Consider the following 26,421-nt stretch of genomic DNA (forward strand, 5'->3'; position numbering starts at 1 on the left):
TATGAAGCAGCTATTTACCACTCTGACTATCGTTTTGATGGTTTGGATTAGCCCTGCCCGGGCATTGGGTGAGCGTCCGGATGTGACTATCATGCCTGCACCTGACTGGGCCGATAAGCAAGCTCTGGCGAAATTACCAGATACTCTGCATAAACCACTTCATTATCGGCTGGTTGACAAGCAGGTGAACGATGTGACAAAGCAGACGTCTTTTTCTCATAATCGCTATGTATTTACTGATGCAGCAGGGGTGCAGGAAGGGAGCACAGTACGTGTGCGGTTTAACCCTGCGTTTCAGGAGCTGGTATTTCACAACGTCACGATACTGCGAGAAGGTGAGGCAGTTTATCAGCTAAACCAGCAAGATATTAAAGTGATCAATGCAGAAGATGATCAGCAAAACAACATGTATTCAGGCTTGTTTGATGCACTGATTTTGCTTCAGGATGTGCGAGTTGGAGATGAACTGGATGTGAGTTATAGCTTGTCTGGTACAAACCCGGTCCTGGGAGAGCGTTTCAGTTACTTCGATAATCTGGGGTGGGGCGTCGCGGTGGACTTACTGACCTTTAAACTGACACTGCCCGGCGATAAAAAAGTGGCGTATAAAATGTTCGGCGACGCAAATGCCCAGGTGCAACACCAACAAAGCGATACCATGCAAACCTACACGGTGCGTGTGGAGAACAGTATTGCGCACACCGTCGAAAATGAACTACCTGGCTGGTTTAGCCCTTTCCCTTATATTCAGTTTACTGAGTTCAACTCCTGGCTTGAAGTACAATCCTGGGCGGCGGAATTATTTAAAATGGATATAGAGTTGAGCCCTCCGTTACAGGCTTATATCAATGAGCTAAAAGCACTGCCTCAAGAACAGGCTATTGAGCAGGCGATTACGTTTGTTCAGGATGAAATCCGATATCTTGGCTTAGAGCTTGGTGTGAACTCGCATCAGCCTAATATGCCACATCAGGTTTATGAGAAACGCTTTGGTGATTGTAAAGATAAAACCCTGTTGCTGAATACCCTGCTTCAGGCACTCGAAATCGAAGCGCAACCTGCATTGGTATCTACCGAAAAGCGAGACTATATTAATGAGTTTTTACCGACGCATAGCGCGTTTAATCATGTCATTACTTATTTTACCCTGAACGGGCAGGAGTATTGGGTAGACCCGACAATAAGCTATCAGGGAAACAGTCTGAACGCATTATATCAGCCCGATTACGGCAGTGCCTTGTTAGTCGATGCACAATCAGGCGCTTTGAAAGAAGTCGATGTTAAAGCAACACGCCATGGTATCGATATCAATGAAATGATCATTGCTCCCGATTATGTTTCACCAGTGCAATGGCGCATTGAATCACACTATTATGGTTGGCAGGCCGAGCGCCTGCGTTACCAGCTGGCTTCTTCGCAAAAGAAGCAACTTCAGGAACACTCACTGAATTACTACGCGCAGTTTTATCCCGGGGTTCAGGTTAAAACCCCCATTTCATTTTCGGATAACCGCCGCGATAACGTGATCACGGTTGTTGAGTCCTACTGGGTGCCCGATTTTTGGCAATCAGGAGACGCCGGCTCAGTGGAATTTTATCTTGGTGCAGGCAATGTCAGCCAGCACGTCAAACTACCTCAGACGGTGCGTCGTAAACAACCGCTGGCAAAAGTCTACCCAATGACAACATCTCAACGGGTTACTTTACTGATGCCTATGGACGTTGATTTTAGTTCCCTGGCTTATCAAAAAACGTTCGAAGACCCGTATGTACGCATTCACAGCGCAATGGAATATGATCGCCGCCGCGTGACTTTTCACGGCCAGTACGAAGCGCTCGCAGAATATGTACCGGTTGAAGCGGTACCCGCTCATCTGAGCAAATTAAAGCAGGCCAGCAAGTTCACTGGATTTGGTGGCTCGGTATCCGAGGTGACGACCAATCCTAATCACACCGTATTCAGAGATTTCGTGGAGCAGATGGAACGTACGACTAAGATGAAGTTTGTTGGAGAGCCATTATGATGCGTTTAATTGGAACATTGCTACTGATCTTAATTACGTCCGGATGTGCATCAACCAAAAAAACTGTGCTACTTAACGACACCCAGTCTATTTATGATGCAAATAAAACGTTGGAATACGTGTTAAATGATCCCGACGACCGCATGTTGTTTGACTTGATAGATAAAGAAGCCAGCGAAACCTATGCCAAAAATGAGATAGGCATCGACAATCCTGAGTTTGCACTGAACAGCGCCATCGTCACGGTTGCAGCGCTGAAGGGCTTAAGTCGTTTTGATCATGTTGCATACTCACACAGTCAGGCAAAGGGGAACTACTGGTACAGCCATTATATCTTTTCAAATAACAATGGCAGCTATGCTCTGGTAGACCTGGTTCTGACCAGGCAGGGTAAGAAACTGGTGGATGTCCACAATCATGTGTTTCGTTCCAGTGTCGTTAATTATCTGGGTGAATATAAGCAACATATTGAACAAAAAGGCTACGATGATGCGCTTTCTAAAATCGAAGAGCAGATCGAGAATAATGATCCACAGTCAGCGCTGGAACATTATCTGGCCTTGCCCGAAGAGGTGCGTACGCTTGGGGTCGTACATGAATCATTGTTTCGATTTATTAAGCGTTGCAACGCAGAGGCGTATCAAGCATTTTGCAATCGTCTCTTATCGGACAGCCAGCATGAGTACCAGGGCCTGCTAAGAGCAAATTTGTACAGCAACCTCAACGAGTATGCAAAGGCATTGTCTGAGTACGAGCAGGTGCCTGAAGCGATACGTAGTAGCGCGCCAATTTTAATGGAAGAGGCCGTTTTACAGGCTCGTCAAGGGAGTAAGCAGGAGGGCTTTGCCCTGGCGCTTGATGCTTTGTATCGTGCGTCGTCCCACTCCTATGGATACTTGATGTTACTACAGGTTTCTCTGTTCTCAGGCGAGCATGAATTTTCGACAGAGCTACTTTCTTTTATTAAAAAGACTTTTGAAATCCAATTTACCGAGCAGGAACTGGCAGATTTTAGTGGTGATAGTGGGTTTATTCAGTCTGAGCAATACGCTCAATTTAAGCTGGGCTATTTTTAACCCAAATTGAAAAGGAGTCGAAAAATGTGGATTAAGAATACGCCGCTGGAAGGTCAGTACATCAGGCTTGAGCCCCTGGCTCTTGAGCATGTTGATGACCTTAAAGAAGCCGTTGAGGATGGCCAAAGCTGGAAGCTCTGGTATGCAAATGTGCCTTCACCCCAACAGATGCAAGGGTATGTCGAAAAAGCGTTAAGTAAGGTTGCAGATGATCAGGTGACCTTCGTTGTAAGATCGATAGCAAGCGGGCACATTGTTGGTACTACCCGCTATTATGACATTAAGCCCGAGCATAAACGCGCTTCGATTGGTTATACCTGGTATAGCGCAGCGGTTAGGCGTACACCGGTCAACACGGAAGCTAAACTTTTGTTGATGGCAAACTTGTTTGAGACATGTGGTGCGTTGTCACTGGAATTTAAAACGCACTTTTTTAATCACGCATCACGACGAGCAATCGAGCGTTTAGGGGCCAAGTTGGATGGCGTGCTCAGAAGCCATCAAATTTTGGCGGATGGCTCTGTTCGTGATACCGCCGTTTATTCCATTTTGACCTCTGAGTGGCCTGCGGTGCGTAACCACCTTAAAGCGAAACTCACAGCCCGTTAAAACGGGCTGTGAAGCTCAAAGCGATGCTCACCAATCTGAATGTCCTTAAATCTGGGCTCTACAATATCAAAGTTACCTGACTTGATGGCATCCAGCAGGTCGTCTGACTGCTCACCATAGACTTTCTGATCCAGATAGCCCGTTTGCCAGCCTTGCACACCTTTGACAGTGCCCAAGTAGAACACCCTGAGCTCAACTCTGCGCTGAGTCTTGGCAATGAACAAATATTCAGGCTCAGGTGTATTATCGAGCTCAATGGTGCGCAGCATTAGCTCTGAGGCGTCGTCAAACAAATGCGAGTTGTGTCTGGCAAAAGTCTCCAGAGCGGTCACTAAGTTCTGTGGTAGTGACTGCTTATCGTGCTCTGGCATTTCAATCAGATCCAATAAGGTTTGCGTCGTTAGTGGTTTTGTTTCCAGAGTCAGTGCAGTTTGGATCCGTCGCTTTAGATGCTCGTCGCTGACTTCATGTTGTAGCGATTCGAGTGCAATCAGTCCTTTTTGTCCCAGCTCATTCACCAGATAGCGAGGGTCGAAGTCCGCAGGCTGGGTAATCCCTGCATTGAGGCGGTTTATCTGAGAGTTAACACTCAGACCTCGAAAATCCAGTAATGGCGTTTGGGTCGTTATCAGCAGTCCAAGCAGACACAAAGTCAGCGGTCGATTAACTGCGCTCAATCGCTTGTGCCAGTCGCTCTTGTGAGCGGCGAGTTGCCACACATAACCAAGACAAACAGCCATGCTAACGCCTGCAATCAGCACCGCCCAAAGTCGTGCCAGGCTTAGGCCGTATTGATCAATTCTGAGATATAACCCCCAGCCGCTAAGTGCCAGATAGCAGGGCAAAAGGAGCAGACCTATTGCAATGAAATGGCGATACCACCGGCGCTGAGTTAACGCGTCTCCAGACAGGTTTAAGCACAATACAATGGCCCCGACCAGCACAAAGATCATGCTACTTCCGCCGTTGTGCCAGAGTGTGTCTAGCTCATTGAATAACACAGCCACGAAAAACAGCATGGCCACAGTGACCAGCACAGGTAAAAGCAAGATGGCAAAGTTTCGGCAAATGGCGAACAGCTGATTGGCGAAATTGCTGCGACTGCGCGCCTGGATAACCCCAATGGCCTGGCTTAGTGCGATGGCTGGGTAGAAAAACCAGGGCTCAGAGAACAAATCGGTGAAAAACCCGATTTCAATGACTTCAAACAAACTGGCCCACAACATCAACAACATCAGTACAGACAGCGTAAATAATTGCGCCGCAGCAAAAACCAATAAAAAGCGGCCCAGCGAGGCGCTTAACATATCGTAGCCGGGCAACCAGTTTGCACGACTGTTTTGGGTTATCCATGGCACCAGTAATACCGAGGCCAAAAATACGATCAGTGGGTAAGGCCAGGCCTGAGAAGGCAAAGACGCGCGTTCAGGAAGCAGCTGGCTGCCCAGATAAAAGCCACACAGAGTGAATATCAGTGCATAGACCCCCAGCTGGATATAAAACGAGTCTCTAAGTTGAGTAAAGCTTGAGAAAATCAGAGTTGAGGGCAGAAATATAACCAACGAATAGGCGGCAAACAGCCAGTGCGGTGATTGTCCGGGCCAAAATTCGAAGTCGACAGATTGATGCAGGATGATCAGAAAAAAGCTTTGCAGCAGTGCGACCAATAGCAATTTACGGCTAGCCGGTAATGGTTCCATACGTGTCTCTTAATATCAGTTCCTTGTTCCTGCCATTTAAACTTAACAGGGCTGAAATGCAAGTAAAAGAAGTATAGGAGCGAGTCAAATCTCTGAATTATGCAACAAAGAGTTTGACATATTATGTCTTGCTGTGGCAGATTGACTGTGTGGTAAACAGACATCATTGATGTTTGAACCTGTCAAATAAGTGCCTGAAGACTCTAACTTAAATGGTGCGAAAGAATCTTCCCATGGTTAGGTATGCTGTTTGTATTTGGGCATATGCTACCCCAGTCTCACCTGTGGTTATTTGGCTATTCAAAGCGGCGCTTTTTACGTTTGTTTACCAAGCTGGCGTTTAGCAGGTGTTATGATTGCCATTACCGCGCTATGCTTCTTTCGTTTTTATAAACGCAATAATTGCCCGTGTAAGGAGGAAATATGGACTTTTTAAACACGGCCTTCACTTTTCCCACAGTGGTCTACTCTACATTACTGCTGATAGTACTGCTGTTTTGGCTGATTTCTTTGGCAGGCTTTGCCGACCCCGATATGCTCGACGGCGATGCCGATATCGAAGTTGAGGGCGGTGCTGACGGCGGCTCGTTATGGCAAATGGGCTTTGGCGGCGTGCCATTAACTGTGTCGATCAGTTTAATCGTTGCACTGAGTTGGGTGGTTAGCTTTTACGCTCAAAAACTATTTGCGTACCTGCTTGGCGATGGTGTGATGTTTTACCTGATTGGCGGCGCATTTATGCTGGGTAGCCTGTTCGTGGCATTGCCGTTGGCTGCAGCTGCCGTGCGACCTCTGCGTGGCTTATTTGAAAGTCAGCAAACAAGCAGTAAAGATGCGTTAGTCGGACTGGAATGTGTGATTGCTACCGGAAAAGTCACCGCAACATTTGGCCAGGCGCGCGTGTCCCATGAGGGAAGTGAGCAGTTAGTCGAAGTCAGATGTGATGAAGAAAATACGTTTACTCAGGGTGATAAAGCACTGCTGATTGAACACAACGCAACAACCCATAGCTATACAATCGTCACCAACCCCTGGTGATGGCTCAACTTTAAATGGCGCCGGATAAGCGCCCCGGGAATAACTTATAAAACTTATCAGGAAGAGATATGGAATTTTTAAATAACCTTGGACCTGTTTTGACTATCGTTGGTACAGTGATAGTCGTCATTTTTGCTGTCATTTTATTGATTGGTAAATTCTATCGTAAGGTGGAACAAGGCCATGCCCTGATCATCAATAAAATGAAGAATGAGCCAGATGTTACCACCACAGGCGGCATTGTTTATCCGGTGATCCACAAGATGGAAGTGATGGACATTTCGACCAAACGCATGGTGCTGGAGCGCCGCGATAGCAGTGGCTTGATTTGTAAAGACAACATTCGCGCCGACATTGCCATTACTTTTTATATCCGCGTGAACGAAAATAAAGAAGACATATTGCGGGTAGCAAAACAGGTGGGGTGTGCTCGCGCGTCTGAGCCGGAAACACTGCAAGAACTGTTTGAAGCCAAGTTCTCTGAAGCACTGAAAACCGTGGGTAAGCAGATGAACTTTGAGGAGCTGTTCACACACCGTAATGAGTTCCGCGACAGCATCAAAGAAGTGATTGGTCAGGACCTGTCGGGCTATACATTAGAAGATGTGGCGATTGACTATCTGGAGCAAACCTCAATCCACAAGCTGGATGCGAGCAATATTCTCGATGCGGAAGGTATTCGTCGTATCACTGAAAAAACCGCAGCGCAAAACGTTGAAACCAACCAGCTAAAGTGTGACGAGCAGGCGCAAATAGAGATCCAGAATCAGGCGGCACTGGAAAAAACGCTGGAAATTGAGCGTCAGAAAGAAGATGCCAAAGCGAAGCAAAAGCGTGAGATTGAAACTGTTCAGGCACGCGAAGAAGCCGAAGCTGAACGCGTCAAGCAAGAAGAGCGTCTGAAGTCTGAAGAAGCGCGCCTTAAAGCCGATGAAGCAATCCAGATTGCAGAGCAGAACAGGCAGCGTGAAGTCGATATTGCTGAGCAAAATCGTCTGCGCGTGCTGGCCATTGAAGAAGAAAAAGTCGCCCGTTCGCGTGAAATTGAAGTCATTGAGCGTGAAAAAGAAACCGAGATCCTGCGTATTAACAAAGAAAAAGCGCTGGAAGTGGAGCGTAAAGAGATTGCTGACGTGCAACGTGACCGAGTTGCGGTTGAGAAAACCGTAGCCCAAGAGCAAGAGCGCATCAAAGACGTACAAACGCTGGCTGCTGCCGAGCGTGACAAGCAAGCCATTGTGATCCGTGCCCAGGCTGAAGCAGAAGAAGCTTTGGTGAAAGACATTGAAGCGGCAAAAGCACAGGAGCAGGCAGCAGAGTTCAAAGCCCGTGAAATGGAAAAAATGGCTGAAGCTGAGCTGCGTATCGCTAACCAGCAGGCTGAGTCGAAGAAAATTCTGGCAGAGGCAACACAGGTCGAAGCGGCTGCTTCAGGTCTAGCGGAAGCCGAGGTGATCAAGGCTAAAGCACAAGCCAATGCATTGCAGGGTGAAACAGACGCCAAAGTGCTGCAGCAGAAGCTGGAGGCAGAGGCCCACGGTAAGCGCGATATTGGCCTGGCAGATGCCGAAGTACAAACTGCCATGGCAGAAGCTATGGAGAAACAGGGTGAAGCGGAAGCGATTAACCTTGAGCGCAGAATGTCGGCCGAGGCCAAAGGTCTGGAAGAGAAGCTACAGGCCCTTAATGCTATGGATAAAGATGCCCGTGACTACGAAGGCTTTACGCTGCAACTGAACCAGCAAAAAGAGTTGACGCTGGCACAGCTGGAAGCGAACAAAGAAATTGCAGCTCACCAGGCACAAGTGCTGGCTAAGGCACTGAGCGATGCAGACATTAACTTTATGGGGGGTGACGGCCAGTTCTTCAACCAGTTTATGAACGCCATCACACTGGGTAAATCCATCGATGGTTTGGTTAACGAAAGCCAGACAATGCAGACCGTGTTTAAAGACCACCTTAACGGTGAGCGGAATCTGATGGATGACCTCAAAGGCGTGCTGGCAGGTGCCAATGCTTCGTCTGAGACACTGAAGAACATCAATATGAGTAAGTTTTTCCAGCAATTGAGCAACACATCAGATGCCGAAAAACAGCAATTGCTTAGCCTGCTTGGCAATTCACTGAACGGTAATTCAGCTAAAAACACAACACAGGAATAAATCCTGCGCCGGGGCGCTGCCCCAATGTTTTTTAAGGTGCGTGATAGCGAACCGGTATTGCGCACCGGATATGATTACAGGAAAGTGATATGACGGAACCAACAAGCCAGGACACAGCATCACACGGCGCGCTGGAGCAGGGCTCCTATCAACTGATAAAGCGCCGCCTGAGTAACTTCGGTAGTGAGCTACGCACTCAGGTGGATGACCTCAATAGCCAGCGTGTTGATGCGTTTGGCAGCACTGAGCTGAAAGTACAGGGTCGTGCCCGGGTTCGCACTGAGCATAATTGTATTCCCAGAGACATAGTACTGATTGGCGACAAACTGATCTTTGCATACAACGTCTTTATGGGCCTCAAGCAAAGCATCCACGTCAGTGATGTATTTAGTGTGCAAAAGCTGGTGCAGCAGGATGACCATTATGAGGTTGAACCTTACCCTTCAGAGACCAAGTTTCTGACCGACGCCCGTTTTTTGCGGGACTTTGAAGAGCTTTATACCTATTATAAAGAAACCCGTTTGCAGCACCTGTTTGTGCAGGGCGGCAAGCTGTTTGCGCTGTTCCAGATTGGTGACAGGCTGAGCGATGTCAGGGTATTCCGCTGGCAAATTGCCACCGACAATACGCTCGACTATATCGACAACCGTGGTGAACGAGACATCTCAGAACACAGCGGTTTTGATTTTGAATGGATTAAGACGGACCGTGCCCAGCATGAGGAAGGCCGACACCCGCACATTAATGTGCTCGACAAAGTGTTTGTCGAAACCGTTGGTGGCGACCTGACTATCAAAATAGAGAACAATACGGAAACTGGCGAAGGTATTTATAGCGAGCCGGTAGAAGACAGCAATCAGTCATTGGCAGACTGTGAGTTGTATTATGCTCAGGTGGGGGAATTGATCCTGCTCAGGGTATTACCTTATCGCGAAAAGCAGTGGCGTTACTTTATCTATAATTGCCGCAGCCAACAGGTAATGAGACAGGATGCCATAGGTCAGGCTTGTGTCCAGTTGCCTGAAGACCACGGTATTATTTTCCCGGGTGGATACTATTTGCAATCCGGCCAGACGCGCTATTTTGAAGATAAAATAGAGGATTTGGAGTTTCATCGTCAGCTGAAATCGCCTAATGGTGAAGACGTGCTGTACGTTTTTTATGAGCCTACCGAAGGTCGCTATGCGCTGTTTGCCTACAACATCATCGAAAAGAACCTGCAAAACCCCATTTATTGCCATGGCTATGGCATTTATGAAGACGGTTTAACGCTGACGTTTAAAGCAGAGCAGGAAGAAGCTGAGCGGGTTCACCCCATCCAGATCTGGCAAAGCCCCTTTTGTTCAGCAGAGTTTGCTGCCAATGCGCCGGCACCCACAAGCGGCCTTGGCCGTATAGGCAACCCGGATCTGGTCAGGGCTATCTCTGATTTATACAGTGTCTGCAAGGCCATCAGTGAACAAAACCCCAGTGTCTTTCATTACGAGGACCTGATCTCTCATACCCGTGGAATACTTGACCGTTACCACTGGCTGACAGAAGCGGATTTCAGTACGATAAATTCGCAGCTGCATGACATCTTTGAAACCTCAGAGCAGGTACTGGACGAGTTTGAAAAAGTCAGCCAGATCCAGCAAAGTGCCCGACAGGCCGAAGCGGATATTGAACAGGAAAGCCATCAGGTACTGCGTGAGGTACGCCCTGACAGCTTTAAACTGGCCAGCGAGTTTGTGGCCAGTCTGGATGCGCTGAAGCTGCTCAAAGGCAAAGTGATCAGCCTGGAGGAAGTGAAATTCATCAATCTGGATGTACTCAGTACCATTCAAAGCAGTATTGATGAGCAGACTCGCATACTCAGTCATGCCACGGCGACTTTCCTGCAGCAGGACAAAGCTCTTGCGCCTTATCATGAGCATTTGCAGGAGATTAATGAGAAAAGTGAGCAAAGCGACAGTGTCACTGAGCTCAAAGGGTATCTTGGCTCACTGGAAACGCTGGGCGGTGAGCTGGATCTGCTCAATCACACTATGCTGGACCTGGAGATTGAAGACAGCCGGGTAAGAACACAAATTCTTGAAGATGTGAGCGGCGTCTATGCGCTGGTTAACCGTGCTAAAGCGGCCGTTGAGATCCGCCGTAAAAGCCTTGGGAGTGTTGAGGCCAAGGCCGAGTTTGCCGCGCGCTTTAAGCTGTTCAGTCAGAGCATCACCAGCGCCCTGAGCGCCGCTAAAACGCCTGAGCAATGTGACGAGCAGCTATCTCGATTGCTGATCCAACTTGAGGAGCTGGAGTCCCAGTTCAGTGAATATGATGAGTTTCTGGGTGAGATCCTGGCAAAACGGGATGATGTTTACGAAAGCTTTGAAGCGCATAAACAGCAGCTGATTGATGAACGCCAACGTCGGGCACTGAATCTGGCTACCGCAGCCGAGCGGATTTTGCAGGGGGTAAGCCGGCGCACCCAAAGCTTTACTGAGCTGGACCAGATAAACAGTTATTTTGCCTCTGATTCTATGATCAGTAAATTACGCAGTCTGACTCAGGAGCTAAAAGAGCTTGGCGACGAGGTTAAAGCTGATGACATTGCCGCTAAGCTCAAAGCCAGTAAAGATCAGGGGATCCGCTCGCTCAGAGATAAACAGGATATCTATAGCGATGGTGGCAAAACCGTCAAAATCGGCAAGCATGGCTTTAGTGTTAATAAACAGGTGCTGGACCTGACGTTGTTGCCTCGCGATGACGAGTTAATGCTGCACCTGACCGGGACCGAGTACTTCGATGTTATTCCCGATCAGCAAGCCCGTTCACAGTTGGCAGAGGCTGCGGATTACTGGGCGCAAACCTTGCCTTCCGAAAGTGAAGAGATTTATCGCGGTGAGTTTTTGGCAGCGCAGATCCTGCGTGCGGCGCAACGGGGTGAGTCTGGCTTGTCGATGGAACAGCTGCAGCGTGCACTGCAAGATGACTCGTTACTGACCTTAGTGCAAACGTTTGCTGAGCCAAGATATCAGGAAGGCTATGAAAAAGGCATTCATGACTTTGATGCAACCCGGATCCTGAGTGTGTTACTGAAACAGAAAAGCGAGCTGGGGTTGCTGATCTATCCGGCCAGCTGCCGGGTTATGGCGCAACTATTTGTCTCTGCGTTAGAGCGTGAGAAATTACAGCCGCTGCACCAGCAAGCGACTCAGGCGCAACTGATGGCCACGACGCTGAACGATCCACGCTTTAACCAGTTACTGATTGGTGAGCTAAGTGAGCAGCTTTGTGATTTTGCAGCGCAGCTGGGTGATTACACTAAGAGTCTGGCACAGTATTCTGCGCAGCTGAGTGCTGAATATCTCATTCAGGTGTTGGCAAGCAGTAACGGCCTGCCACAGTTTGAAGTGCAGACAGAGGCACGTAAACTGGCGGAGCAGTTCCAGAGTATGGCTAAAGCCAAAGGCTTCTGGCAGACGCTGCAAGAGACCTTTGCTGAGTTAACTACCTTGTCAGAAAAGCGCCGCCTGGCTTCCGGCTGGCTGAAGGCTTATGGCGAGCAACAGGATGCGGGTCTCGATTGTCAGATTGAAGCGGCGAATTACTTGTTGCTGGTTGAGCACAAAGCACTCAGTTATCAGGTGCGGGATGTTCAGACACAGACGCACGTATCCGGTTTGATGGGGCAACACCTGCGTATTGAAGAGCAGACTCTGGCGCTTGATTATGCTGAGTTTTTGGCCCGGACCACTGCTTACATTGAGCAGGCTTTACCTGCATATCAGAGCTATCAGCAGTTAAAAACGGATGTGCTGCAGGCGCAAAAAGCGCGCTTGCAACTGGAAGAGTTTAAGCCCAGACCGCTGAGCTCATTTGTGCGCAACCAGCTCATAGATAAGGTCTATTTTCCGATCATTGGCGATAACCTGGCCAAGCAAATCGGTGCCTCAGGCAGTGCTAAGCGTACCGACTTAATGGGGATGTTGTTGCTGATCTCGCCGCCGGGATACGGTAAAACCACTTTGATTGAATATGTGGCAAACCGTCTGGGGCTGACCTTTGTTAAAGTGAACTGTCCGTCTATTGGTCATGATCAGGTCTCGTTAGACCCGTCGCAGGCAATCAATGCGACAGCTGCTAAAGAGATAGATAAGATCAACCAGAGCTTCGAAATGGGCAACAACGTAATGCTCTATCTGGATGACATTCAGCATACCAACCCGGAGTTTTTACAGAAGTTTATTTCGCTGTGTGACGGCTCACGACGCATTGACGGGGTATGGAATGGTAAGAGTAAAACCTACGACCTGCGTGGTAAAAAGTTTGCAGTGGTGATGGCGGGCAACCCGTATACCGAATCGGGTGAAAGCTTTAAGATCCCGGACATGCTGGCGAACCGGGCTGACATTTACAACCTGGGCGATACATTGGCCGGGTGTGAGCAAGAGTTTGCCATGAGCTTTGTGGAAAACGCACTTACTTCCAATGCCGTGCTGGCGCCACTGGCAAACCGCAATATGGCTGATTTGTACAAGCTGGTGCGCATTGCGCAAGGGGAAGACATTTCTCTGAACGAGCTGGAATATGGTTACTCTCAGGCCCAGGCGAATGAAATTACTGCGGTACTCCAGAAGTTACTGGTCATTCGAGAAACCGTGCTTAAAGTAAACGCCCAATATATTGCCTCGGCAGCGCAGGACGATAATTATCGTACTGAGCCACCATTTAAGTTGCAGGGCAGTTACCGCAACATGAACAAGATGGCCGAAAAGGTAGTCGCCGCCATGAATCAGGACGAACTGGAAAACCTGATCCAGGATCACTACCGGGGTGAAGCGCAAACACTGAGTAAGGGCAGTGAAGAAAACCTGCTTAAACTGGGTGAATTGCGCAATACCCTGACAGCACAGGAAAATGAGCGCTGGGCTCAGATCAAGGCGGACTATGCGCGCCTTAATCGGGCTAATGACGCGGGAAGTCCGGCATTGCTGGCGGTTGAGCAGTTAGCTGAAGTGAGCGGTGCGTTGTCACAGATAGCGTCTCGTCTGGATAAAACGCAGTTAAGTCACAATTACAGTGAGCAATTTGAAGGATTGCGAGCGATTCTTGGTGAACAGGGAGTGACAGCACAGCTGCAACAACTGACCCGACAAGCTGAGCAGCCAGCCATCCTCACGGCGTTGGAGCAACTTACTGAACAGCACAAGGCGCAAAACCAGCAACTACCGCACTGGCTGGAGACCATCACTGAGACAATAAACTCGGTCGCGCAGAACAGTGACCGCGTCACTCGTCAGGGGCAGGCTGAGCTCAAAGAAGTGCTCGAAGTGCTGGTGGCTTATCAACAGTCAGGGCAAAGCGAGCTGGTGCAGACACTGAGTGAGACGGTTGGTCAGGCGATGGCTCAAAGCGATCAGCTTGCTGCCAGCAATCAGGCAACGCTGCGATCCGCGCTGGACTCAATGCTCAGGCAGCAGCAAACCAGCATGTCGGCTCAGGCTAAGGATATATCGAATGCACTGGCGCAGTCCGTTGCAGGGTTAGCACATCATCAAAGCGCGCTGGATAACGTGCTGGCATCGCTGAGCAGTCAGCAACAGTCTGAACAGAGAAAGCAAAGTGATGCCCAGCAAGCACTGATTGGCGAATTAACCGCGCAGCTGGCACGCATTCAGTCGGCTAATGTACAGGTAGATAACTACAGTGATGATGCCAGTGCCCAGGCGTTAGCAGCGGTCACTGAGTTACTGAGCCAAATGCATCAGGCGTCGCAGCAGGGTAATGATGCGGGGTTGCGGGCGCAACTCACAGAGATCCTTGATAAGCTTGATAATTTGCAGCTGGCGCCTGCTGACAGTAATGAACCAAGAGGAGAGAATCCTTATATGTTATAAGGCCGCACAGTGCGGCCTTATAATCTCTGCTTACTCCTCGCCTTCCGTGCTATTCGCGGTTGGTGCAGGAGTATCTGACACTAAGCCCTGACTATCTCTGACGTTCTTTTGAACGGCAATAGCGGCATACAGGCTCATCAAATACGCGATACCATAAAAGCCCTTTTCACTGAGCAGTAGCTCGGCGCGCCACAGGGCAAATACCAGTAGCACTAACGCCAGAAGGGTGGAAGCCAGGCTCAAGACATAATACATGTGTGAGGTTGGGATCTGCTCCTGTCGGTCACGGATACACTTTTGCAGTGATACCGCAGAAAACAGGCCATACAACAGTGCTATCAGGTAATACCCTTTTTCATTCAGTGCCATTTGCGCATTGAACAGGCCTATCAGGTAGCAGGCAATACCAATCAGCAGGGCAGCAACAGAGGCCAGTCTAAATGCTTTACTCGGTGCATAAGGGGTTGTTGTTGTCATACTGTGTTCTCCTAAAGCGGGTATTTCAATTCAACCGGGCCATCCGGCGTCAGCACGGTACTGTGTGCCAGCAACTGATTGTTCTTTAGATATCGGGCAATTGAGGTAAAAGTGGTGGTTTTGACCTTACCCTGGTGATCTCTATTGTCTATGCCATCGTTAAAGAAGGAGCCCAGCGCCAGTTTAAAACGGCTGACATTGAGTGTTTGCGGCTCAAAATAAGCTCGCGTATTCACTTTAAGCTGTGCCATGTCCGTGGTGTTATATAAAGCTGCATTGATCACATTCAGCGTATGTTCGGTGCAATTTTGCTTCTGGTTGTTAAATGGGTTGGCTACCACCGAATAACGCGGATTATGGACCTTGGCAGGTACTCCCTGCGCAAATGCATCCAGTAACTTTTGTTGCAATGCCCGCGTAGGTATCGCAATGGCCGCTTTGAGGTCATGCACTGACCAGAAAAAGTCCGTCGGGTAATCTACTATCAGCTGGCTGGTGCCGGGGTCGTCGCTCAGTTGATATAAATTGTGAATAGCATAACCCTGCTTTTTCTCGCCATCAGTGGTCGTGAGTTCGGAGTAGACAGCCAGTGCAACATGAGTAAATTCAATGCCCTCAGGTAGGTCGCCCTCGGGGCGACCGACCCGGCCGATAACAAATACATGCGCGCCTTGTTGTGCGCTGTAGCGCTCAACCTGTTTGGCAAACTGAGCGATCTGGTTAGCTTCAAAGCGGGCTTCACCACTGTTTTGGCTGCCTGCAAACGTATGTGTGCTGGCACATATTGCTGCGGCCACGCACAATCCTTGTATCCAGTTCATCATTACAGCTCCTCGTTAAGAGCTTGTGCCGGTGCAGGTCCTGCAATTAATACATCGTCACAAATAGGCAAAGGTTTTGGGCTGGCGGCATCAGATAAGTCTGTCGCGGCCTGGGTACTGGCCATACCTACTGAAATTGCACTGAACCCGACTACTGCAACGGGGATAGAAACTGCAATCATAGACACTTTTGCGCCTTCAACGGCGCTTTCACCAACGCTAAGTGCACTGTACTTACTGGCCTGACTGCCATGATGGCTTGCCTGTGATGCATGGCTGTCATTGGCTGCTGCCTGCGTACAAACCATACTTAATAGTGCTGTGCATAAAACTGAACGAAGTAAGTGAGTCATATCTTTCCCTCCTGGTAAGCAAACCATGTGGTTTGCGTTGACTTGCTTTCCAATTTACCGGAGGGATTGAATTTGTATACTCAAAATTAATATGTATAGTAATTAGAGACTATAAGTATAGGAATTTAATACTTTGAGCCAGATCCCATTAATCACTTCAACGCTTAAACAGCTATTGAAGCAACATAAACTGACCTATAAAGAGGTTGCCAATGCACTGGATATGAGCGAGGCCAATGTGAAGCGGGTCTTTGCCAGCGAGCAATTCAGCCTGCAACGACTTGAACAGATCTGTGAGCTGATGCAATTGTCTTTGGCGGACTTGTTTGCACTTGGAGAGCAAAAGCAATCACTTATCAGCCAGCTCACGCAGGCACAGGAGCAGGAGTTGATGGAGAATCCGAAACTGTTTTTGGTGGCTGTGTGTGTACGTGATGGCTGGCAGTTTGAAGACATCATTGCTCAGTATCAGATAGATGAACTTGAGTGCATTCGCTTGCTGGCGCGATTAGATAATCTGAATATGATCCAGCTGTTGCCTAACAATCGCTATAAATCTTTAGTAGCCCAGGATTTTCGCTGGATCCCCGGCGGCCCGCTTGAGCGGTTTATCGAACAACAGGTGTTGACCAAGTTTTTACAGGGAGATTTTAACCGTGAGGATAGCTTTCGGTTTTATTTACGCGGAAGCTACAGTGATGCCACCATCAGTGTGGTACGGCGTCGTCTTGAGCAGCTCACCAAAGAAGTTGCTCAGCTTAACCAACAGGATGCACGGTTACCTCTGGAAAAGCGTCAGAGTGTGGGGCTATTCATGGCGATGCGCCCCTGGCAACTGGGGTTGTTTAATGATCTCAGGCGGGATGATTAAAAACATATCTCAATAAGCTATGTCGACGAAAGGTTTCTTTGTTGTATTTAAATAGGTACGATATCGGGTTTTTCCTGACGATCCAACATTGAACCCGGAGATACCATGATAGATATCAGCTTGCTGCCTTTGTTTTTCACGACCATTTTCTTTTTGGTAATCAGTCCGGGTCCTGATCTGATTCTTTTGTCCAGTTACTCTGCTACAAAGGGGTTTCGAGCGGGACTCTTCATTGCGTTGGGTATTTTGTTTGCGGGTGTGATTCAGACAGCGTTGGTGGCTTTTGGCCTCGGACAGTTAATGCAGACCATGCCGCTTGTGGCTTTGATTATAAAGATGATCGGGGCGGGCTATCTCGCCTACTTGGGTGTGAAGATGTTGCTGCATTGGCACAAGCATAGTAACACAGCGCAGCCAGAGAGGAGCGCTGCTATGACCGATTCAGACCTTAATGGGTTAGAGCTGATCAGGCGTGGATGCTTTAATAACTTACTTAATCCCAAAGCGTTGTTATTCTTCAGTTTGTTTTTACCTCAATTTACCTCTTCAGAGTATGCGATGACTACACAGTTAATTGTACTTGGGCTTCTGCTTAGTCTGTTTGCGTTTTTCATTAACCTGCTATTTGCTGCCGCTTTCAGTAATTTGGCAAAAACTATTGTAACACGGGCAAAAAGCATTAAGCGCTGGGCTGTGCACCTAGACGGAATTTTGGGTACTTTGTTTATTGTGTTATCGGCACGGCTAGTGTTGAGTAAATGAGAATTCATTATATGGTAATAAGCAACAATTAAGGTTGAGGTGTTCCTTAATTAAATACATGTTGTCTGCTTTTTCAGGGGCGGTGAATAATATATTTTCTGAATCTAATCACGAGAATACTTTATGTTTTAGCAAAGGTAACATGAATTTAATTGTAAATGACACGATATCATTGATTAATTTTTTCTAATTATTTAGTATTGCATTCGCTTGGCTCCAAAAGTAGAACAATAATTAAACAATAAAACATTGCCCCGACAATGTGGCTTGACGGACCTATATGGAATTTGAAACAACACTGACGCGCTCTGCGCACTACCTGAAACAGGCTTTGCCGATCATGATCCGTTATCGGATCCCGCTGACTCCGTTAAATTATTCGATTTGCTACTGCTACGTCGTGGGCTCACAACCTGAATTGAATGTAGAGTTAGATCAGATTTTGGCGCGCTATCAGAGTTGTCCCCCTCATTTAGCCAGAGAGTTGTTTGATAAATATCTTTCACAGCAAGATTTGGCATTGTTTCATGAAATATCTCATTCATTTCAGGGCACCATAGATCAAGTGCAGAGCGAAATATCGCAAACACTGGAGACGTCACAGGATTTTTCAGCGTTTTTATCCGAATGCCACTATGGATTGCACAATTTGAAAAGGCAGGGCTCTGAGCAGGATCCTCGTGCGTACGACGAAGTACTGGAATATGTATCCAGATTGACGCGCGAAGCGGTCATGATGCAGCAAAATGCGCTAGGTTTTCAGAATAAGCTGGAGGTGGCCTATGACGAAATCAAACTGCTTAAAGAAGCACTTTTTGCGTCACAACGAGAGGCCAACACAGATAAACTCACCGGCCTGCTGAATCGTGGTAAATTTGACGAAGATATCGTTAGCTTCTGTACTCATAAGATGAGCAAGCAAAAGGTCTTGGTGTTTGTTGATATTGATCACTTCAAGCAATTCAATGACGACTTTGGTCATCAAAAAGGTGACGATATTCTTCGTAAAGTGGCCGAAAAGTTGGCGCACCACGCGCAAGGTCGTGGTGATGCTTATCGCTACGGTGGTGAAGAGTTTTGTCTGACATTGTCACTCAGCAGTGTCAGTGAAGCGGTCAGCTTTGCTAATATGATCCGTCAGGATATTCGAAAACTCTCGGTAAAAGACAAGAAAACGGGTAACCCCATCAGACAGATCACCGCCAGTTTTGGCATTGCACTACATAAAGAAGGCGCACCCTGGCAAACGCTTATTGAGCTGGCAGACAGGGCTTTATATCTGGCTAAATCACATGGCCGTGACAGGGTGGAAGTAGCCGGTTAGCCGGCTTAGCATACTGTGCTTGTGTAACGATTTTTGCCAATAAAAAATACTTCAACTTTCCTCATATATATTATTCCCCAAATTACAGACGTTAACAAAAGTTTAATTTTCATTCATTTTGTGGTTGATTTTTGATCATATACTCATTAGCTTATTATTCGCTTTACCAAAAGGTCAGACGTCAGATGAGTGTCATATTTATGCAATTTCGCCAGTAGCTAGTGTCGTGGTATGGCAAATTGCCAGCGGATAGAAATCTGAAGGCTGGTCACAGAACACAATGATTTTAATAGGATTAAAGAGGAAATTATGCAGCACAAAATCAAATACTACCTGCGCCTGTCTTGGCTTTTCCTGCTGAGTTCGGTGGCATTTAATACGTTTGCAAGTGGTTATAAAGTTGTACTTATTCATGGTCTTCAGACCAGTCAAGTGACCTCTGGTTACCCAATTGATGTAACGGGCGATGGTGAGTCATATTGGTCAGAATTCTGGGGTCAACACGCTGATGTTCGCATTGACTGGCCTGCTCTAGAGCGCATTGAAGGAAAGATAGCCAGTGACTATGTCTGGCCAAAACTAAAGCAAATGTCTCAACAGGGAACCTGTCAGCCTGGTTGTATCCTTGTTACGCATTCAACGGGTGATTTAGTTGCGCGTTACTTATTGGATAATCAGGCGAACTGGCTGGAAAATGCCGGTCTTACGCCACTGAATATTGTTGCTACCTTTGACATTGCCGGAGCCGGTGGTGGTAGTGAGCTGGCCGACCTGGCTGTGAGTGTCGCACAGGGAACTGCTGGTCTGAACCCACTTCTTGAAGCGGCGATCAGAGCCTGGCTGGGTGGCTCTGTTGAAGGCCGGTTAGGTGTACTGAATGACCTGAAAGTGAACAATGCCAGACAAATAGCTGCGCTACCAGAAGCAAGAACACCAAGACTGCGTTTTGTTGCGGATGGCACACTGTTTCTCGGTGCAACCAAGCTTTTCTTAAAAGGAACAGACGATAGTGTTGTTGCAACACACTCCGCGTGTGGCGCAAGTCGTGCCGACGACTTTGGCAGCTGTAGTACAAGTATCGCTACCAGCGGAAAAATCGCGTCTCAAAGTGATGCTGTTAGTGGGTTCATGCCATATCACTACCCAATGTTGATGAGCGATAACTACGACCATTTCTCTGTGATCAATGATCGTGCAGAAGGCAAAGTGACCGCCGCTCAGACTAGCAGACAGCTGCTTGATGGTAACACTGTAAGCTTCAATACATACACCGAAGAAACGGGTGCCTGGTTCTGGAAGAGTACCTATCGTTATGTTGAAAACTCAGGGAATAACAGCCTGTCTCGTCTAATGCTTAATGCGATGCAATAGGAGAGAAAGGTATGAAGCCCCGGATGTTCATTATTCTGATGTTTGTGGCAATCGGGCTTGGTTACTGGTGGCTCAGCGGTGACGCTGAGCCTGCTCAGGTTCAAACCGACACTAACAAAAACACGCCAGCGCAAGCGCCACTTGCTAAAAAAGCGAAAGCAGCTGCTGAGGTGGCGCCACAAACAACACTGCCGCAAAAACGAGACAGACATATTCCCGTGCAAATGACGGAAGCCGCAGACCACATTGCTCAGCATTATGAACAGCAATTGCAGTTTGCGCCCTATTCGCAGCCATTGACAGCGGCAGATGCTGACAGACTCACGCCTAATCATTTTTATCCTGTCACTATCCCGACGCAGAATATAGACGAGGTATTGACACTCAAACTCAGTCAATATCGTTTCGTATACCCAGAGCCGATAGAGTTAGTGCTAACGGGCAGCGATATATACAGTGCCACAGTAACGGTCAGTGAAGTCGACAGTAACAAAGTGCTGACTACCCAAAGCCTGATAGAGCAAGAAGGCAGTTACAGATCGCGTATTAAGGGAAAGAAAACGTTTCCGCGGGAACTGCAACTGACTGTTCGTGCTCACGTCAGAGGAGACGAAATTCCACTGGTGGCGCAGATCCACTATATGAAACCGAGTGCCGAATTACTTAACCTGGAACAGCCGACGGTACAGGGGAGTGACCTGCTTGTATATGCCAGGCTTAAAGTCCAGGAGGCGGGGATTTATCGGATCAGGGCCAACCTGTTTTCGGGTGATCAGCCATTGTCTCATGTTGTGGCGAGAAAACGCCTGAGTGAAGGAACGCAATTATTGCCACTTAAGATCCACCAAAGCGTCCTGCCGCAACAGGCTTCAGCACTCAAGCTGACAACCTTTGTGGTAGAGCGTATGTCTGGTTCGCCACAGGAGAAAGCCCGCTATGGCCGCAGTAACGTGGATACCTATATGCTTGATGGCGTGGATCTATCTGAATTGAGCAGAGTGCCCTATACACCCACTGAACAGGAACGACAAAAACTGGCATTTCTGAAGCAGCTGGGGAACCAATAAGTGCAGATTTAAGTACTCTATTCTTTTGCATGCCCGGTGCATGCAATAAAGCCGATTTGCCATTTCCGCCTAATTAAACTCATCGTATGATTCAGCTCTGTGTATGTGTGTGATGCTCAATCGTCCGGTTTGCTTGATCTCTGAGCAGATGTTCGATACTGTTTTTGTTCCCAAATTGGTGTTAAATACACTTAAGACTGATAGGTCATAACGATAAAAGGATAGGTATGGTTGTCATTGAAAAATTGTCTCCATCACACATAGCTGCTGTTACAAGGATACAACTGGCACCAGAACAGATCCGTTTTGCAGGCACTTCAGATGAGTTTTTAGAAGACGAATGTGACACCACACATCGACATGTGATCAAGCGTGATGATAGCCTGATTGGTTACTTTAAGCTCGATTTGGCTTATGACAAAAAATATGAGTATTGCCCGGCTGGCGCTTTGGGGTTACGTGCATTTGTAATTGATAAACAGTATCAGGGCAAAGGGCTGGGGACTTCGGCAGTAAAAGCGCTGCTGGCATATCTGTCTGTCCATTATACGTCTTACCCATGGTTGTATTTGGGGGTTAACTGCCAAAATCTGGGGGCTTACGCTTGTTATTTAAAAGCCGGGCTGGCAGTTTGTGATGATAAGTACTTGGGTGGACCTGCAGGACCGCAATACATTATGTATGGAAAAATTCCGTCCAGTTAATTGTGATATATGAAAGGAAATCAGATGTCCGACAAACCCGTTGCCAAAAAGCTCTGTAACTTTTTGATTGAAAATGCTGCTGCAGATTTCAGACTGGCAGATGGCCTGACTTACCTTGAGGATGTACACTTCCATGACTGGGCAGCAGAAACGGCGCTTGATAAGTACCGTAAAGCTCATCACGGGCTTTGGGTAGGGGGCGTTGTTCTACTGACCCGGCACCATATCAAGTTCTCTCCCAACCTGATAAACATACTTTTTCATAAAGGGGATTACTCATTGTCCATACCATTATCACATATTATGGACATGAGTCTTGAATCAGGTTTATTGACCAATATTATCGTACTGACAACACCTTATGGCTTTTACCGTTTTCGCTGTTTTGGTGCGCGCGACTTTATGACGGTCATACACGCTCAACGACAGGGCGAACACCTTACCAGATAACCGGGGCCTTACCCCGGTGTAACCATAACAGCGGGTGTCTATTTCACATAGTAGAGCAGGGTATTTTGCTCCGCACCATTTAATTCATTTGTGTACGAGTGTTTTTTGGTAAGTTCTGCCCTTTGTCGTGTAATACTTATTTCCCGAAACCCGGGGCGGTTGAGGTCGTTTATCTTGCGTAACCTCATAGCAGAGTCTTGCTGGCTATACCTCAGTCGCCTGGAAAGTTTTTTTGTTTGAGTGGTCTATACTTACTTTCATTATCGGGGTCTGAGAAACGCTTCAGGGATGTGAACTGTATGAGTACCAACTATGTGGTGATTGTATTCGGTGGTCTGGCGGCTGTATTTTTGAGCCTTGCGATACAATTTTATTTATACGATGGCAGTCGTAGCCGCGAGACCGCGGTGAACAGCAGCATTGAGTTGGTCACTTATTCTACGCAATGGGTCGATGCCGCGATTCAGCCTCTGCCACGCATTGAACAGTATGATGTTGGCTGGGTTCAGCTTGGTAAAGCACTGTTTAAAAGCCCGTTACTTTCAGCGGACAATACAACCTCATGCGCATCTTGCCATGATTTGTACAACGGAGGAGACGATGGTTTTCCGGTTTCAGTTGGGATAAATCAGCAATTGGGCAGCCGTAATGCCCCGAGCGTGATCAACGCAGTGTTTAACTTCAGGCAGTTTTGGGATGGGCGAAGTGTCGACCTGACCAGTCAGTTGCCTTTACCTATTCATAACCCCTTGGAGATGGCCAGTAACTGGTCTCAGGTCATTGCAAAACTTCAGCAGCAGCCGCACTTTGTCAGCAGTTTCAGTGCGGTGTCAGATGAAGGGATCACAGCCGAAAATATCACCAAAGCCATTGTTGCATTCCAAATGTCACTGGTATCTGAAAATACCCCCATTGATGCCTACTTGCTTGGAGACAAGAGCGCCTTAACGGCACAACAACAGCGCGGCTATCGTAAATTTGTTGAACTGGGGTGTGTGACCTGCCACCAGGGTCGCAATATTGGCGGTAATATCTATCAGAAAATGGGTCGTCTGGAGCGTATGCCCAATGAATTGCTAAATGACTTTGGTCGTTATCAGTTAACCCGTAACGAGCAGGACAGGTTTGTATTTAAAGTCCCAAGTCTACGCAACGTCGCCAATACCGAGCCTTATTTTCACAATGGTTCAGTGGCTAATTTGTCGGATGCAATAAGGCTGATGGCACGAGGGCAGTTGGGTTTAGAACTCAGCGAGGAGGATATCGCTGATCTGGAAGCCTTGCTGCATGCCTTTTCAGGGGAACTACCGAGGTCATTGAAAGAGTGAAATACATACTTGAAGGGATTACCCTATTGCTGATTTGGTGGCTCGGTTCGAACGCAATTGACCAATACCATCAACTACGGGACGTACAGGCTACACTGGCATTGAAAGAGCGGCTCAACAGAGCCACAACCGAGTTGTCGCTTGAGACCCTGTCAGCCATGGACAGCAATATTTATCACTTTGACAAGCATGCACAGAAGCAGCTTGAGTTTGAAAGTGTTTATAATGAGTTAGTATCACGGCAGCTGCTCAGTGATGAGATGAACAAAGCGATATCGCACTTTCATGATGCCATTGACACATACATGCAGCTCGCCTCTATGCTCAAAACATCTTACCGCTACATTGCAAAACAAGAATTGGAAAGTGACGCGTTTTCACCACAGGCACAGCTCATTGTTAGTAAAAGTGCGGCACTGGTGTCTAATCTTCAGGTGACAAACTCGCACAGGGTCATTGAGCAGGTTCGTCAGCAACTTGCGCAGTCTATGGTTACACTCACCCAGCTTGAGCAGGAAGGACGTACCTTCAGGGTAATGCGTTTGCATATAGAGTTTATATTGGAAAATGCGCTGATGGCCTCAAATTTGTTGGTGCCAATTCAAAACAGCAGTTTATCTACCGCTATTTTGCGGGAAACACAGCAACTCAACAACCAGGTCGATAGGGTTTACTGGCAGATGATACAGTCCGTATTTTGGTTTCTGCTGCTGGTATTTACGCTGATTTTAATCGTCTTATTTCGACTTATGAGTGGCCTGAAGAAAGCCAATGAACAGGCTAATCAGGCTGCCCAAACCAAGTCTTTATTTCTCTCAAATATGTCTCATGAGATTAGAACTCCGATGAATGGCATTATGGGGCTGACGGATATTCTTTTGTCCACTGAATTGACCAGCGTACAAAGGAATTACCTGGAGAAAGTGAGGTTTTCAGCAAATGCACTAACCACCATCATCAATGATATTCTGGACTTTTCGAAAATTGAGTCCAAAAAACTCAATATTGAACAAATCCCTTTCCAGTTTGAGGAGCTGCTGGATAATTTGCGGTCGCTGATCACGCCCATCGCCAATACTAAGGGGGTGAAGTTAATTTTCGATATCGACCCAAACCTCAATGAATGGTATGTCGGCGATCCGGTTAGAATTAATCAGATAATGCTTAACTTTGCTTCTAACGCCGCAAAATTCACTGAAGAGGGCACCATCACTTTAGCGGTACACAGGCAACCCAAAGATGCAGCCAGTGACTGGCTTGAAATTGCGGTGAGCGACACGGGCATTGGCATAGAAGAGGACAAAGTCGCGCTGTTGTTTGAACGTTTTACACAGGCCGAATCCTCGACCACACGGCGTTATGGAGGAACCGGACTGGGGTTGACGATATGTAAATTACTTGCTGAGCTGATGCAAGGTGAAATACGCGTTACCAGCGAAGTAGGTGTTGGCTCAACGTTTATGGTCCGCTTGCCGATGGCAACACTGGATCACGCTCCTCAGGCAACTGAAACAAATGAAAAAATCATGCTGGACGGCTCAATACTCATTGTGGAAGACGATCCAGTATATATGGAAGTCAGTGTTAATATTGCGACTTCGGTTGGGCTGACGGTTGCGCGTGCCCACACAGGGATGGAAGCAGAAGCGCGGCTGTCGGCCGAAACATTTGATATGTTACTGCTGGACTGGGTGCTACCTGACTGTGAAGCCAATGAATTATTGGAGCGACTTGAGGCTCTCGCGATACTGCCCGCCAAAGTGGTGATTTACACAGCTCACACAGAGCAAAGCATAACGCCTAAAATTGATTATCCTATTTTGTATAAACCCCTGTTAAAAAGAGACTTGATCAGCCTGTTTATTACAGATAGCCCTAACGAGCACGCGGCAACAGATGATCAGCTGACATCCAGGCTATCAGGCGAAGCCGCAGGTACTGCACAGACCCAAACATTCCGTGTGTTGCTGGTAGAGGATAATGATATCAACCGTATTGTGGCTACTAAACTGCTTGACCGGTTCAATATAGAGATTGTGATTGCACAAAATGGACAGCAAGCCGTTGATGAAATCAAGGCATGTGATGGCGCATTCGACCTGGTCTTTATGGACATTCAGATGCCGGTAATGGATGGTATGGAAGCCACTCGTATTGTGCGGCAAAGTTACGATGAGTCACAGCTCAAGATCATCGCCTTAACGGCCAATGTAATGCAAAGTGAGGTCGAAAAATACCTGGGAATTGGTATGAACGATCACCTTGGCAAGCCATTTAAAACCGATGAGCTGGATAGAATTCTGAATCGGTATTTGTTCAACGTGGATAAAGTGGAATGCTAGTTCGCAATGAGGGAGAGGTTCAATTGCTTTATTGAATTTATGGGCGAACCTTGATTATGTTTTGCAGGGC

The 26,421-nt window shown here is 47.6% G+C and carries 19 protein-coding genes; 15 read left to right on the forward strand and 4 right to left on the reverse strand.

Going from position 1 to position 26,421, the window contains the following annotated elements:
- The first annotated feature begins 1 nt into the window (after position 1).
- The 3 genes from ACXAH1_RS09415 to ACXAH1_RS09425 are packed head-to-tail and all read left to right on the forward strand — an operon-like array spanning position 2 to position 3,708.
- Positions 2 to 2,023 carry a DUF3857 domain-containing protein gene (locus ACXAH1_RS09415; RefSeq protein ID WP_475196262.1) on the forward strand — a complete coding sequence of 674 codons (2,022 nt, stop codon included), beginning with the start codon at positions 2 to 4 and terminating at the stop codon, positions 2,021 to 2,023.
- Entirely contained in the window at positions 2,020 to 3,099 is a 1,080-nt protein-coding gene (locus ACXAH1_RS09420) for a tetratricopeptide repeat protein (protein WP_475196263.1), read from the forward strand. Before ACXAH1_RS09415 ends, ACXAH1_RS09420 begins: the two co-directional genes overlap by 4 nt.
- Positions 3,100 to 3,123: 24 nt before the next feature.
- Entirely contained in the window at positions 3,124 to 3,708 is a 585-nt protein-coding gene (locus ACXAH1_RS09425; RefSeq protein ID WP_475196264.1) for a GNAT family N-acetyltransferase, read from the forward strand.
- Here the strand turns inward: ACXAH1_RS09425 and ACXAH1_RS09430 are convergent.
- Positions 3,705 to 5,408 (reverse strand): DUF4153 domain-containing protein, encoded by a 1,704-nt coding sequence (locus ACXAH1_RS09430; RefSeq protein ID WP_475196265.1) that lies wholly within the window; start codon positions 5,406 to 5,408, stop codon positions 3,705 to 3,707. The genes ACXAH1_RS09425 and ACXAH1_RS09430 overlap by 4 nt on opposite strands.
- Before the next feature lie 423 nt (positions 5,409 to 5,831).
- Here ACXAH1_RS09430 and ACXAH1_RS09435 point away from each other — a divergent pair, with 423 nt between their 5' ends.
- The 3 genes from ACXAH1_RS09435 to ACXAH1_RS09445 all read left to right on the forward strand — a co-directional run bounded on the left by ACXAH1_RS09435 (position 5,832) and on the right by ACXAH1_RS09445 (position 14,481).
- Positions 5,832 to 6,446, forward strand: a complete 615-nt coding sequence (locus tag ACXAH1_RS09435) for a DUF1449 domain-containing protein (RefSeq protein WP_475196267.1) — start codon at positions 5,832 to 5,834, stop codon at positions 6,444 to 6,446.
- Positions 6,447 to 6,514: 68 nt separating this feature from the next.
- Entirely contained in the window at positions 6,515 to 8,608 is a 2,094-nt protein-coding gene (locus ACXAH1_RS09440) for a hypothetical protein (RefSeq protein WP_475196268.1), read from the forward strand.
- A gap of 89 nt (positions 8,609 to 8,697) precedes the next feature.
- Entirely contained in the window at positions 8,698 to 14,481 is a 5,784-nt protein-coding gene (locus tag ACXAH1_RS09445; RefSeq protein ID WP_475196270.1) for a DNA repair ATPase, read from the forward strand.
- A gap of 30 nt (positions 14,482 to 14,511) precedes the next feature.
- Here ACXAH1_RS09445 and yiaA read toward each other — a convergent pair whose 3' ends face one another.
- Genes yiaA through ACXAH1_RS09460 form a run of 3 tightly spaced genes read right to left on the reverse strand, consistent with a single transcriptional unit; the run spans position 14,512 to position 16,132 of the window.
- A complete protein-coding gene (gene yiaA, locus ACXAH1_RS09450; protein WP_475196271.1) occupies positions 14,512 to 14,958 on the reverse strand; it encodes an inner membrane protein YiaA in 447 nt (148 codons plus the stop codon).
- A gap of 11 nt (positions 14,959 to 14,969) precedes the next feature.
- A complete protein-coding gene (locus ACXAH1_RS09455; protein WP_475196273.1) occupies positions 14,970 to 15,782 on the reverse strand; it encodes a DUF2145 domain-containing protein in 813 nt (270 codons plus the stop codon).
- On the reverse strand, positions 15,782 to 16,132 hold the full coding sequence (locus ACXAH1_RS09460) for a hypothetical protein (protein ID WP_475196274.1): 351 nt from the start codon (positions 16,130 to 16,132) through the stop codon (positions 15,782 to 15,784). The genes ACXAH1_RS09455 and ACXAH1_RS09460 overlap by 1 nt, the downstream gene beginning before the upstream one ends.
- A 133-nt stretch (positions 16,133 to 16,265) precedes the next feature.
- Between ACXAH1_RS09460 and ACXAH1_RS09465 the strand changes: the two genes are divergently transcribed.
- From ACXAH1_RS09465 to ACXAH1_RS09505, 9 genes are all read left to right on the forward strand, one after another.
- Positions 16,266 to 17,003 carry a helix-turn-helix domain-containing protein gene (locus ACXAH1_RS09465; RefSeq protein ID WP_475196276.1) on the forward strand — a complete coding sequence of 246 codons (738 nt, stop codon included), beginning with the start codon at positions 16,266 to 16,268 and terminating at the stop codon, positions 17,001 to 17,003.
- A 105-nt stretch (positions 17,004 to 17,108) separates the two neighbouring features.
- Positions 17,109 to 17,765: a LysE family translocator gene (locus tag ACXAH1_RS09470; protein ID WP_475196277.1), complete on the forward strand. Its 657-nt coding sequence runs from the start codon at positions 17,109 to 17,111 to the stop codon at positions 17,763 to 17,765.
- 280 nt (positions 17,766 to 18,045) lie between these two features.
- Complete coding sequence (locus ACXAH1_RS09475) at positions 18,046 to 19,089, forward strand: GGDEF domain-containing protein (protein ID WP_475196278.1); 1,044 nt, start codon at positions 18,046 to 18,048, stop codon at positions 19,087 to 19,089.
- A gap of 309 nt (positions 19,090 to 19,398) precedes the next feature.
- On the forward strand, positions 19,399 to 20,460 hold the full coding sequence (locus tag ACXAH1_RS09480; RefSeq protein ID WP_253047122.1) for a hypothetical protein: 1,062 nt from the start codon (positions 19,399 to 19,401) through the stop codon (positions 20,458 to 20,460).
- 11 nt (positions 20,461 to 20,471) lie between these two features.
- Positions 20,472 to 21,527 (forward strand): hypothetical protein, encoded by a 1,056-nt coding sequence (locus ACXAH1_RS09485; protein ID WP_475196280.1) that lies wholly within the window; start codon positions 20,472 to 20,474, stop codon positions 21,525 to 21,527.
- 227 nt (positions 21,528 to 21,754) lie between these two features.
- Entirely contained in the window at positions 21,755 to 22,231 is a 477-nt protein-coding gene (locus ACXAH1_RS09490; protein WP_475196281.1) for a GNAT family N-acetyltransferase, read from the forward strand.
- Positions 22,232 to 22,255: 24 nt separating this feature from the next.
- Positions 22,256 to 22,681 (forward strand): hypothetical protein, encoded by a 426-nt coding sequence (locus tag ACXAH1_RS09495; protein ID WP_475196282.1) that lies wholly within the window; start codon positions 22,256 to 22,258, stop codon positions 22,679 to 22,681.
- A gap of 299 nt (positions 22,682 to 22,980) precedes the next feature.
- Complete coding sequence (locus ACXAH1_RS09500; protein WP_475196284.1) at positions 22,981 to 24,009, forward strand: cytochrome-c peroxidase; 1,029 nt, start codon at positions 22,981 to 22,983, stop codon at positions 24,007 to 24,009.
- On the forward strand, positions 24,006 to 26,351 hold the full coding sequence (locus ACXAH1_RS09505) for a hybrid sensor histidine kinase/response regulator (RefSeq protein ID WP_475196285.1): 2,346 nt from the start codon (positions 24,006 to 24,008) through the stop codon (positions 26,349 to 26,351). Before ACXAH1_RS09500 ends, ACXAH1_RS09505 begins: the two co-directional genes overlap by 4 nt.
- The last annotated feature ends 70 nt before the right edge of the window (positions 26,352 to 26,421 follow it).

The organism is Pseudoalteromonas sp. AWH4_217, assembly GCF_056161105.1.

What these genes read in the sequence shown, in the direction of transcription:
- yiaA (WP_475196271.1), bottom strand. Translation starts at nt 14,958, where the DNA reads ATGACAACAACAACCCCTTATGCACCGAGTAAAGCATTTAGACTGGCC.
- ACXAH1_RS09455 (WP_475196273.1), bottom strand. Translation starts at nt 15,782, where the DNA reads ATGATGAACTGGATACAAGGATTGTGCGTGGCCGCAGCAATATGTGCC.
- ACXAH1_RS09445 (WP_475196270.1), top strand. Translation starts at nt 8,698, where the DNA reads ATGACGGAACCAACAAGCCAGGACACAGCATCACACGGCGCGCTGGAG.
- ACXAH1_RS09420 (WP_475196263.1), top strand. Translation starts at nt 2,020, where the DNA reads ATGATGCGTTTAATTGGAACATTGCTACTGATCTTAATTACGTCCGGA.
- ACXAH1_RS09480 (WP_253047122.1), top strand. Translation starts at nt 19,399, where the DNA reads ATGCAGCACAAAATCAAATACTACCTGCGCCTGTCTTGGCTTTTCCTG.
- ACXAH1_RS09485 (WP_475196280.1), top strand. Translation starts at nt 20,472, where the DNA reads ATGAAGCCCCGGATGTTCATTATTCTGATGTTTGTGGCAATCGGGCTT.
- ACXAH1_RS09490 (WP_475196281.1), top strand. Translation starts at nt 21,755, where the DNA reads ATGGTTGTCATTGAAAAATTGTCTCCATCACACATAGCTGCTGTTACA.
- ACXAH1_RS09475 (WP_475196278.1), top strand. Translation starts at nt 18,046, where the DNA reads ATGGAATTTGAAACAACACTGACGCGCTCTGCGCACTACCTGAAACAG.
- ACXAH1_RS09440 (WP_475196268.1), top strand. Translation starts at nt 6,515, where the DNA reads ATGGAATTTTTAAATAACCTTGGACCTGTTTTGACTATCGTTGGTACA.
- ACXAH1_RS09430 (WP_475196265.1), bottom strand. Translation starts at nt 5,408, where the DNA reads ATGGAACCATTACCGGCTAGCCGTAAATTGCTATTGGTCGCACTGCTG.
- ACXAH1_RS09415 (WP_475196262.1), top strand. Translation starts at nt 2, where the DNA reads ATGAAGCAGCTATTTACCACTCTGACTATCGTTTTGATGGTTTGGATT.
- ACXAH1_RS09435 (WP_475196267.1), top strand. Translation starts at nt 5,832, where the DNA reads ATGGACTTTTTAAACACGGCCTTCACTTTTCCCACAGTGGTCTACTCT.
- ACXAH1_RS09470 (WP_475196277.1), top strand. Translation starts at nt 17,109, where the DNA reads ATGATAGATATCAGCTTGCTGCCTTTGTTTTTCACGACCATTTTCTTT.
- ACXAH1_RS09500 (WP_475196284.1), top strand. Translation starts at nt 22,981, where the DNA reads ATGAGTACCAACTATGTGGTGATTGTATTCGGTGGTCTGGCGGCTGTA.
- ACXAH1_RS09425 (WP_475196264.1), top strand. Translation starts at nt 3,124, where the DNA reads ATGTGGATTAAGAATACGCCGCTGGAAGGTCAGTACATCAGGCTTGAG.
- ACXAH1_RS09495 (WP_475196282.1), top strand. Translation starts at nt 22,256, where the DNA reads ATGTCCGACAAACCCGTTGCCAAAAAGCTCTGTAACTTTTTGATTGAA.
- ACXAH1_RS09460 (WP_475196274.1), bottom strand. Translation starts at nt 16,132, where the DNA reads ATGACTCACTTACTTCGTTCAGTTTTATGCACAGCACTATTAAGTATG.